This is a genomic window from Nocardioides sp., from assembly GCF_034670285.1.
Taxonomy (GTDB): domain Bacteria; phylum Actinomycetota; class Actinomycetes; order Propionibacteriales; family Nocardioidaceae; genus Nocardioides.
This window is the reverse complement of the sequence record NZ_JAXMNS010000112.1, coordinates 1-9,492: the sequence shown is the minus strand read 5'-3', so window position 1 is coordinate 9,492 and position 9,492 is coordinate 1. Positions and strand designations below refer to the sequence as shown.

The following is a 9,492-nucleotide window of genomic DNA, read 5'->3' as shown; positions in this document are numbered from 1 at the left end:
GTCCGACGCAGACCCAGTGGTGAGGAGCTTCGGAGGGCCCGCCAGGAGGCGCCAGGCGGCAGGGACCGTCGGGGCGTGGCTGGCTCCCCACGTCAGTGCCCGTCCCGACTCGGCGCCCCAGGCCCGGCCCCCGACGACGACGGGGATCGACGCCTCGTGGAGATCGCGCAGCACCGCGCGGCACGAGACCAACGAGGAGGCCATCGTGACACTCAGCAGGACTGCACGCCCCGCAAGCCTCTCGACGGTTCGCACCAGCTCGCCGGCGGTGACCGTGTCGGGAACGAGGTGCACAGGAGCGCCCAGGGCGCGCAGCTCGATCGCGACCACGGCAGCCGCGAGCACGTGCTCCTCCGGGTCGAGGCACGCCACGACCACCGGCGGTCCGGTGCCGCCGTCGGGGTCGTCGCCGGAGAGCGATGCCACGACCGCCTCGTTGATCGAGGTCATCGCGTGCTCACCGCTGATCGGCAGGATCCCTGACAACCACAGCTCACCCACCCGGGTCTGGGCGGGCACCACCAGACCCTCGATGACCTCGGTGCTCGACCAGCCGTGGGCGCGCAGGTCACCCACGACCCCCAGTACCCGCCCGAGGTCGCGGACCTCGAGTGCTGCCCAGTAGGCCGCGTACACCTGCACCCCGTCAAACTAATCCGTCCGCGGCGAAGGCGACAGGGCCGCACACGGCCTCAGCCCAGTGCCTCCTGCTCCTTGGCGATCGTCGTGGAGTCGCCGTGCCCGGTGTGGACGACGGTCTCGGGCGGCAGCCGGAACAGCTTGGCCCTGATGGACTCGACGATCACGTCGGCGTCGGAGAAGCTGCGTCCGGTGGCGCCCGGTCCACCCTGGAACAGGGTGTCGCCGGTGAAGACGACGCCGAGGTCGTGGACGTAGAGGCAGACCGCACCCGGGGCGTGGCCCGGGGTGTGGAGCACCTTCACCGAGGCGCCGGCGATCTTGAGGCTCTGGTCGTCGGTGAGGTCGACGTCCCACAGGTGGTCGGGGTGAGTGAGCTCCCAGACGGGCTTGTCGTCGGGGTGCAGCAGGATCGGTGCCGTGACCCGCTCGCGCAGGGCAGGCGCCATCCGGCTGTGGTCGTCGTGGGCGTGGGTGAGGACGATCGCCTTCACCTGGCGTCCGGCGACGACGTCCATGATGGCCTCGACGTCGTGCGGGGCGTCGATGACGAGGCACTCCTCGTCGTTGCCGATCACCCAGATGTTGTTGTCGACCTCGTGGGTCTCCCCGTCGAGGCTGAAGGTGCCCGACACGACCGCATGGTCGATGCGCAGCGACTCGGCCATCAGAGGATCACCACCGAGCGCAGGACGTTGCCGTCATGCATCTTGGCGAAGGCGGCCTCGACGTCGTCGATGCCGATCTCCTCGGTGACGAAGGCGTCCAGGTCGAGCCGTCCCTGCCGGTAGAGGTCGACCAGCATGGGGAAGTCGCGGCTGGGCAAGCAGTCGCCGTACCAGCTCGACTTGAGCGAGCCGCCGCGTCCGAAGACGTCGATCAGCGGGATCTCGGGGACCTTCATGTCCGGGGTCGGCACGCCCACCAGGACGACGGTGCCGGCGAGGTCGCGGGCGTAGAAGGCCTGCTTCCACGTCTCGGGACGACCCACGGCCTCCACCACGACGTCGGCGCCCTCGGCACCCTCGTAGGTCTCGGCGCAGATCCGCTTGATCTCCTCGACCGGGTCGGTCGTCGTGCTGTCGATCGTGTGCGTGGCGCCCAGCGCGGTGGCGGCCTCGAGCTTCTTGGGGTCGATGTCGACCGCGATCACCGGGCTCGCGCCCGACAGCGCCGCACCGGCGACGGCAGCGACGCCGACGCCACCGCACCCGATGACGGCCACGGACTTCCCGCGGGTGGCTCCCCCGGTGTTGATGGCGGCGCCGATCCCGGCCATCACGCCGCAGCCGAGCAGGCCGACCGCGGCCGGACGGGCCTCGGCGTCGACCTTGGTGCACTGACCGGCGGCGACGAGGGTCTTCTCGGCGAACGCGCCGATCCCGAGCGCCGGGCTGAGCTCGGTGCCGTCTTCGAGGGTCATCTTCTGGGTCGCGTTGTGCGTGCTGAAGCAGTACTGCGGCTCGCCGCGGTTGCACGCCCGGCACTCCCCGCAGACCGCGCGCCAGTTGAGGATCACGAAGTCGCCCGGCGTCACGCTCGTGACGTCGTCGCCGACGGCCTCGACGATGCCCGCGGCCTCGTGGCCGAGCAGGAAGGGGAACTCGTCGTTGATGCCGCCCTCGCGGTAGTGCAGGTCGGTGTGGCACACCCCGCACGCCTGGATCTTCACCACGGCCTCGCCCGGCCCGGGATCGGGGACGTTGATCGTGACGAGCTCGACGGGCTCGCCCTTGGCCATGGCCACGACGGCCTTCACCTGCTGCATGCTGCACTCCTCCAGTGGTCCGTGAACGTGATCTGGTGCAACCGTAGGCGGTTGCCCCTGGACGGCCACTGCAACCTTTGGTGGGGTGCGTGCGTCTTGGAGGTATGAGACGAGGAAGTGCCACGATGCCGCTGCACCGACCGTCGTCGGAGACCGAGCGGCGCGACGAGGAATTCACGGCCTACCTGCACGCGCGCCAGCCGAGCCTGATGCGCACCGCCTACCTGCTCACCGGCGACCGACACACCGCGGAGGGCGTGCTGCAGACCTCGTTGGCCAAGCTCTACCTGGCGTGGGACAAGGTGCGCGACCGTGACTCGGTCGACGCCTACCTGCGCCGGATCATGGTCAACGAGAACAACTCCCTGTGGCGCCGAGCCTGGAAGCGGCGCGAGCACGCCACCGAGGTGGTCCCGGAGTGGACGCCCCACCACGACGAGTACGACGAGGGCCGCAACGACGCCCTCTGGGACGTCGTCCGCAGCCTGCCTCCCAAGGCCCGGGCCGTGGTCGTCCTGCGCTACTACGAAGAGCTCAGCGAGGCGGAGACGGCCGACACTCTCGGCATCTCCCTCGGCACCGTGAAGTCGCAGTGCAGCCGTGCGATCGGCACGCTGCGCCAACGAGTGCCGGCAGACCTCCACCCCGGACGAGGACAGGACTCCTGATGAGCACCCTGAGCACCCTGAGCACCCTGACCACCCCAGCTGGGAGAGCGAGATGGGCGACGAGCTCGAGCGCCGAGTCCGCAACCTCCACGAGGCACCGTTCGACCTCGACTCCGTGAAGGGAACCGCCATGAAGATCCGCACCAAGCGTCGCGCAGCCGTGGCCGGTGGCCTCCTCGCTGCCGCCGCCGTCGTCGTCCCGATCGCCGTCATCGACCCGGCCCAGACGCCGTCGCAGACCGCCACCGACCCGGTGGTGGACCCCGTGGATCCCGAGGATCCGCCCGCAGCCGGCCCCGCCCTCGGCTTCACCTACATCGAGATGGGCTCGGGCAACGCGGTCCTGCACCTCGACGACGGGTCCCGGATCGAGCTGCCCGGGCCCGACTACACCGGTGCCGCCGTCCTGGGGGACCAGGTCGCCGCCTTCCGCTCGACCGAGGACGGCCAGGGGGCGGTCGACCTGGTCGAGGACCAAGCCGTGACCACGACCTACGAGGTGCGCCCTCCGGTCGCCATCGCCCCTGACGGCAGGACCATCGCCCTGATCACCGACGACGACGAGCTGCTCGTGCTCAACGGCGAGGCGGGCGAGCAGTCGTTCGGCGCCGTCGACCCCGACGCCGTGCTCGCGGCCTTCATCGGCAACGGTGACTGCTCCCTGGAGACCGGCTGCCACCCCTTCCTGGAGTACGGCGACCTCGAGCGCGAGCCCTTCGAGGTCAACTACGAGGGCCCCGACACCCGCCCGGTGCCGGGCGCGCTGCGCCTCAACGACGCCGCGGACGGCTTCTTGGTCACCGCCCAGGTCTCCTCCTCCGACATCGGATCCTGTGGCGGGCTCTACGACCGTGAGGGCGGTGGTGCCGTCGTGTTCGAGACCTGCGACAGCCAGGTGCTCGACATCTCGCCCACCGGCGACTTCGTGGCCGGCACCGATCCCTACGGCGACGGTCTCGGGCCCACCTACTTCAGCATCCTGGACCGCACCGGCGACGAGGTCGCCCGCTACGAGGTGGAGCGTGGCTTCGTCTACGTCGACCTCGCGTGGAGCGACGACACCCACGTCGTGGCGTCGGTCTACCAGGACGCCCAGTGGCGGGTCGTCTCGCTCGGGGTGGACGGCGCGAGCGAGGTGGTCCTCGGCCCGGTCGACGGAACCGAGATGCTCAACCCGTTCCAGGTGACCGGCGGCTACACCGGCTGAGCGCCGCCGCAGCCCGTGAGCAGTGGCAGCCGCAGCACGATCGCGGTGGCGCCGTCGCGGTAGTAGCGGCGGCGCCGATCGATCTCCACGAAACTCTGCTCGGCGTAGAAGGCCAGCGCGCCGGCGTTGTCCTCGCGGACCTCGAGCAGCATCCGGTCGGCACCCTGCTGCTTCGCCGCGGCGACGACGGCGGCGAGCAGCGCGGCCGCCAGACCCGTACGGCGGTGGGCGGGCGTGACGGCGATCCGCTGCAGCTCGGCGATGTCGGCCACGATGCTCGCGGCGGCGTACCCCACGACGGAGCCGTCGACCTCGGCGACGACGTACTGCACGGTGGGCAGCTCGCCCGAGACCCCTTGCTCGACCAGCCCGGCCGACCAGGCGTCGCGGCCGAGGTTCTCGACCTCGAGGTCTGCGATCGCGGCGGCGTCAGCGGGCGCGGCTGCGCGGACGACCGCCCGGGTCACGAGACCTTCTTGGGCGCGCCCGGGATCTCGGCGTCGGGCCGGCGCAGGTAGAGCGGCTCGGGGTCGAGCAGCTCGGCGGCCTCGTGAGCGATGGCCCGGCCCAGCCAACCTGCGGACGCGCGGAGCGGTCCGACCGGGCGACTGAAGTGGTCGGGGTAGAGCAGGGCCCCCTCCCCCACCACCGGCAGGTCGGTCGCCACCGTCTCCGGCTTGTCGACGGCGGGGCCGGACAAGCGGGTCGCGGTCGCGTCGTAGGAGGCGAGGTAGACCTCCTTGCGGCGCGCGTCGGTCGCCACGACGAACGGCTCCTGGAGGTGGCCGCCCGCGACGGCCTGGACGGCGAGCGCGTCGAGCGAGCACACGCCGTACACGGGGATGTCGAGGACGGCGCCGAGCGTGCGGGCGGTGACCAGGCCGACCCGCAGGCCGGTGAACGGACCGGGACCGACGCCGACACCGATGGCGGTGAGGTCGAGGCGCGAGGCGCCCGCCTGCTCGAGCGCCTGCTCGATCAGGGGTGCGAGCTGCTCGCCGTGGCGCATCTCCTGCTCCGAGGTGAGCTCGACCAGCACCTCGTCGCCGACCTCACCACCGAGCAACGCAACGCTCACGGACGGGGACGACGTGTCGAAGGCGAGCAGCACGGCGCCAGGCTAGTCGGTCGCCCGAGATAGTCCCTTACGAAGTGGCCCCTCTGCGAGCTCTGCGGGGGCCACTTCGTAAGGGACTATCTCGATCAGCGGCGTGCGGGGCCGTCCGAGGGACGGTTGGGGTGGGTCGCCCAGCGGGGTCCGATGCCCTGCACCTCCACGATCCGGGGCTCGGAGTCGGGGCCCACCTCCCCCTCGGAGCGGTCCGGGTCATCCGGGCGGGCCGGGTCGGTGCCGACCGCGGACCTCGGGTCGGCCGGGTCGCTCGCGTCGACCGGGGCGTGCTTGATGCGGACCTCCAAGCGCGAGGGCGACAGCGCCTCGGCCATCCCCTCCCCCCACTCGACGACCGTCACGACGTCGTCGAGGGAGGCGTCGAGGTCGAGGTCGTCGAGCTCCTCGATGCTGCCGAGGCGGTAGGCGTCGACGTGCACCAGTCCGGGCCGGTGCGCGCTGCGGGCGGCGTGCTCGCGGGCGATCACGAACGTCGGCGAGGTCACCGAGCCCTCCACCTCGAGGCGGCCCCCCAGGCCCTGGGTGAACGTGGTCTTGCCGGCCCCGAGGTCGCCCGTCAGCACCAGCAGGTCACCCGGCACGAGCTCGTCGGCGATCTTGGCGCCCAGGGCGCGCATCTCCTCCGGGGTCGCGACCTGGTGCACCTTCGGCAGCCGCATCGCCAGCTCGACGTACGGCGAGCGTCGGTCGGTCTGGATGAAACCGCGGTGCGCCCAGAACCCGATCGTGCGCGGCAGCTCCTCGCGGGCCACGACGCTCAGCCGGGTGGCGCGACCGGTCCAGGCCTCGACGGCCGACTCGATCAGGGCGCCGGCGATGCCGTGGCCCTGTGCCGAGGAGAGGATGCCGACGCGGCGCAGGTACATCGTGTCGCCGACGGGGTCGAAGAGCAGGGTGCCGACCGGCTCGCCGTCGAGCTTGGCGAGCAGGCCACCGTTGAGGGCCAGCCGCGTCGCGATCGAGGCCTCGGTGTCGCTCAGGGCGTCGGCCGGCGGGTGGAGCGCCGGACGCTTGCCGAAGGCGTCCTGGATGATCGCGAGCACGGTGGCGGCCGACTCGGCGCCCACGCGTCGTACGGTCAGGCTCATCGGGTGTCTGCTCTCGTCGTGGCCGCGGTGATCAGCTGGTCGAGCTCGGCGCTGACCTGGTCGTGCCGCTCGATGATCGCCATGTGTCCGGCACCCTCGCACTCGAGCAGGCTGGAGCCGGAGATGCGCGAGGCGAGCTTGCGGGAGTGCCCGACCGAGGTGATCCGGTCCGACGTCCCGCAGATGACCGACACCGGCACGCGTGAGAGCACCTCCACGTGGTCGAACTTGTCGAGCGAGCTCAGGCTGGGGAAGAAGTCGGCGACCACCTCGAACGGCGTCGCGCCGAGCATGTCGTCGACGAAACGCACGTACGACGACGGCACCTCGCCGCCGAAGGCGAGGCGGCTGGTGGCGACGTTGGCGATCACGCGTCCGATGCGCCGAGCGGTGTCGACTGCCACGTGACCACGCTGCAGCGCGGCGACGGCCTGCCCCGTGACGCGACCGGTCAACCGGGCCGGCAGCAGCGGGATGAGGATCCGACTGGTGTCGAGCCCACCGGCGGTGGTCGAGATGAGCCCGACGCCGATGACCTTCTCGCCGATCAGCTCGGGGTGCTGCTCGGCCAGCGCGACGATGGTCATGCCGCCCATCGAGTGCCCGACCAGCACCACCGGACCGTCGGGCGCGCAGACCTCGATGACGTGCGCGAGGTCGCGACCGAGCTGGTCGACCGTCGCGTTCTCGCGCGCGGAACGGCCGGACCGGCCGTGCGAGCGCTGGTCGTAGAAGACCGTGCGCACCAGCCCCCGGTAGGCCGCGCGCTGGAAGTGCCAGCAGTCGAGGGTGAGGCAGTAGCCGTGCACGAAGATCACCGTCACCGGGCCGGCCTCGTCGGCGCGCGACCAGAGTCGACGGTCGCCGGACTTGCCTGCCGAGGTCGTGTAGGCCGGGTCGACCTCGTCGATCTCGACGTGGAGCGGAACACCGTCATCGGCCACGACGGTCAGCGGCGTCGAGCGCAGCGACCCGAGCGGCACGTCCTCGCCGGCGCGGCGGCTCACCTGGCGTTGCTGGCGCAGCAGCCCGATGGCGGTGCCGGCCGCGGCGAGGCCGAGGACCCCACCGATCGCGCCCACGAGGCGACGGCGCGGCCAGGAGGAAGAGGGCTCGAAGGTGCTCATCGGACGTACCGCCGCGTCATCCGGCCGCCGATCCGCGTGACGATCTCGTAGTTGATGGTCTCCCCCGCCTCGGCCCAGTCCTGGGCGGTGGGGCGCGAGTCGCCGGGCGGACCGAAGAGCACGACGTCGCTGCCGACGGGAGGTTCGTCACCGCCGAGGTCGACCAGGATCTGGTCCATGCAGACGCGTCCGCGGATGGGACGACGCTTGCCGCCGATGCTCACCTCGCCGCGGTTGCTGAGGTGCACCGGCACGCCCTCCCCGTAGCCGACCGGCACGAGCCCGATCGTCGTCGGGGCGGACGCCGTCCACTGGTGGCCGTAGGACACCGAGTCGCCGGCGTCGAGGTGCTTGACCAGGGCGAGGTCGGCGCGAGCCGTCATCGCCGGACGGAGGTCGGTGCCGTGGTCGGTGCCGGGGGCGGGGTCGAGGCCGTAGGTCGCGATGCCGCAGCGCACCGCGTCGAAGCGGGCACTCGGGCGCAGCACGGCCGCCGCGGAGTTGGCCAGGTGGCGCATCTCGGGGGTGAGTCCGGCGTCGTCGGCAAGCGCCAGGGCGTCGCGGAACATCGCCTCCTGCGCATCGTTGGCCGGGTGGTCTGGCTCGTCGGCGCACGCGAGGTGCGACCAGATGCCGGTCACCTTCCAGTGCCCTGCGCGCTCACCGGCGAGGGCGCGCTCGAAGAACGGCTCCCAGTCGCGGCGCATCGCTCCGCCGCGCGAGAGCCCGGTGTCGACCTTCAGCTGCACCCGCGCCGGTCCCCCGACGTAGCGGGCCGCTGCCTCGATCTCGTCCAGCTCGCCCAGGGAGTACGCCGTGAGGTCGACGTCGGCGCGGATCGCGTCGTCGTACGCCTCGCCGGGCACGGTCAACCAGGTGAGGATCCGTCCGGTGTCGCCGTCGGCGCGCAGGCGGGCCACCTCGTCGAGGGTCGCCACGGCGAGCCACTCGGAGCCGGCCTCGCGCGCCGTGCGGGCGACCGGCAGCATGCCGTGGCCGTAGCCGTCGGCCTTCACGACAGTGACCATCGTGACGCCGGTGAGCGCCCGCAGGACCTCGACGTTGTGCCGGATGGCATCGAGGTCCACCACGATCTCGGCACGGGCGGGCGACGTCATGGACCCGATTGTTTCATCCCCTGGACCGCGAGGAGGTCGCCCACCACCTCGGGCACGGCGCGCGCGACGTCCCCGGCGACGATCGGTCCGCCCCGCGCGGCCCGTGTGGCGGCCGCGCCGTGGAGCCAGGACCCCACCGAGGCGGCGTCGTACGGCGTGAGTCCGGCGGCGGCCAGAGCACCGATGACTCCGCCCAGCACGTCCCCGGCCCCGGCGGTCGCCAGCCACGGCAGCCCGGTCGTGGTCGCGCGCACCGCGCCGCCGTCCGCGTCGACGACGAGGGTGTGACGGCCCTTGAGCAGCACCACCGCGCCGTACTCCCGCGCGGCGCGGCGCGCGTGGGCCAGCGGGCGCGCCTCGACCTCGGCGCGCTCGACCCCGAGCATCCGGGCGAGCTCGCCGGCGTGCGGCGTCAGGATCACGTCAGGGCGACCGTCCGCGGCGCGAGGCGCATGGTCGAGGGCATCGGCGTCAATCACGACGGGCACGTCGTCGGCCAGCGCCTCGGCCAGGGTGTCGGCGGCCGCTTCTCCGCTGCCCGAGCCGACGACCCACGCCTGCACGCGTCCTGCCCCGACGACCTCGGGGTGCGCGGCGCGCACCAGATCGAGCACGCAGTCGTCGCCGACGTAGCGGACCATCCCGACCAGCCCGGTCGCCGCTCCGGCCACCGAGAGCAGCCCGGCGCCGGGGTAGGTGTCGGAGCCGGCGCGGATGCCGACGACGCCGCGGAGGTACTTCTGCG

The 9,492-nt window shown here is 72.2% G+C and carries 11 protein-coding genes; 2 read left to right on the top strand and 9 right to left on the bottom strand.

Annotation, left to right across the window (positions count from 1 at the left end):
• From VOI19_RS07630 to VOI19_RS07620, 3 genes are all read right to left on the bottom strand, one after another.
• On the bottom strand, positions 1–642 hold a 642-nt coding region (locus tag VOI19_RS07630; RefSeq protein WP_323792364.1), incomplete at its 3' end, for a cobalamin B12-binding domain-containing protein.
• Between the two features lie 50 nt (positions 643–692).
• Positions 693–1,307, bottom strand: a complete 615-nt coding sequence (locus tag VOI19_RS07625; protein WP_323792363.1) for an MBL fold metallo-hydrolase — start codon at positions 1,305–1,307, stop codon at positions 693–695.
• Positions 1,307–2,407, bottom strand: a complete 1,101-nt coding sequence (locus VOI19_RS07620) for an S-(hydroxymethyl)mycothiol dehydrogenase (protein ID WP_323792362.1) — start codon at positions 2,405–2,407, stop codon at positions 1,307–1,309. The genes VOI19_RS07625 and VOI19_RS07620 overlap by 1 nt, the downstream gene beginning before the upstream one ends.
• A 125-nt stretch (positions 2,408–2,532) precedes the next feature.
• Between VOI19_RS07620 and VOI19_RS07615 the strand changes: the two genes are divergently transcribed.
• Both VOI19_RS07615 and VOI19_RS07610 read left to right on the top strand, forming a co-directional pair.
• A complete protein-coding gene (locus VOI19_RS07615) occupies positions 2,533–3,075 on the top strand; it encodes a SigE family RNA polymerase sigma factor (protein ID WP_323792361.1) in 543 nt (180 codons plus the stop codon).
• A gap of 52 nt (positions 3,076–3,127) precedes the next feature.
• Positions 3,128–4,282, top strand: a complete 1,155-nt coding sequence (locus VOI19_RS07610; RefSeq protein WP_323792360.1) for a hypothetical protein — start codon at positions 3,128–3,130, stop codon at positions 4,280–4,282.
• On the opposite strand, the gene rimI is transcribed toward VOI19_RS07610, so the two are convergent.
• The 6 genes from rimI to VOI19_RS07580 form a co-directional block, all read right to left on the bottom strand.
• Positions 4,270–4,749, bottom strand: a complete 480-nt coding sequence (gene rimI / locus VOI19_RS07605; protein WP_323792359.1) for a ribosomal protein S18-alanine N-acetyltransferase — start codon at positions 4,747–4,749, stop codon at positions 4,270–4,272. The two genes, VOI19_RS07610 and rimI, sit on opposite strands and share 13 nt — an antisense overlap.
• Complete coding sequence (tsaB, locus tag VOI19_RS07600) at positions 4,746–5,393, bottom strand: tRNA (adenosine(37)-N6)-threonylcarbamoyltransferase complex dimerization subunit type 1 TsaB (protein ID WP_323792358.1); 648 nt, start codon at positions 5,391–5,393, stop codon at positions 4,746–4,748. Before tsaB ends, rimI begins: the two co-directional genes overlap by 4 nt.
• A gap of 92 nt (positions 5,394–5,485) precedes the next feature.
• Positions 5,486–6,502, bottom strand: a complete 1,017-nt coding sequence (gene tsaE, locus VOI19_RS07595) for a tRNA (adenosine(37)-N6)-threonylcarbamoyltransferase complex ATPase subunit type 1 TsaE (protein WP_323792357.1) — start codon at positions 6,500–6,502, stop codon at positions 5,486–5,488.
• Positions 6,499–7,629, bottom strand: coding sequence for an alpha/beta hydrolase (locus tag VOI19_RS07590; protein WP_323792356.1), 1,131 nt, complete (start codon positions 7,627–7,629; stop codon positions 6,499–6,501). The genes tsaE and VOI19_RS07590 overlap by 4 nt, the downstream gene beginning before the upstream one ends.
• Entirely contained in the window at positions 7,626–8,747 is a 1,122-nt protein-coding gene (gene alr / locus VOI19_RS07585) for an alanine racemase (protein ID WP_323792355.1), read from the bottom strand. Before alr ends, VOI19_RS07590 begins: the two co-directional genes overlap by 4 nt.
• The coding region (locus VOI19_RS07580; RefSeq protein WP_323792354.1) for an ADP/ATP-dependent (S)-NAD(P)H-hydrate dehydratase at positions 8,744–9,492 on the bottom strand (749 nt) is incomplete at its 5' end. The genes VOI19_RS07580 and alr, both read right to left, overlap by 4 nt.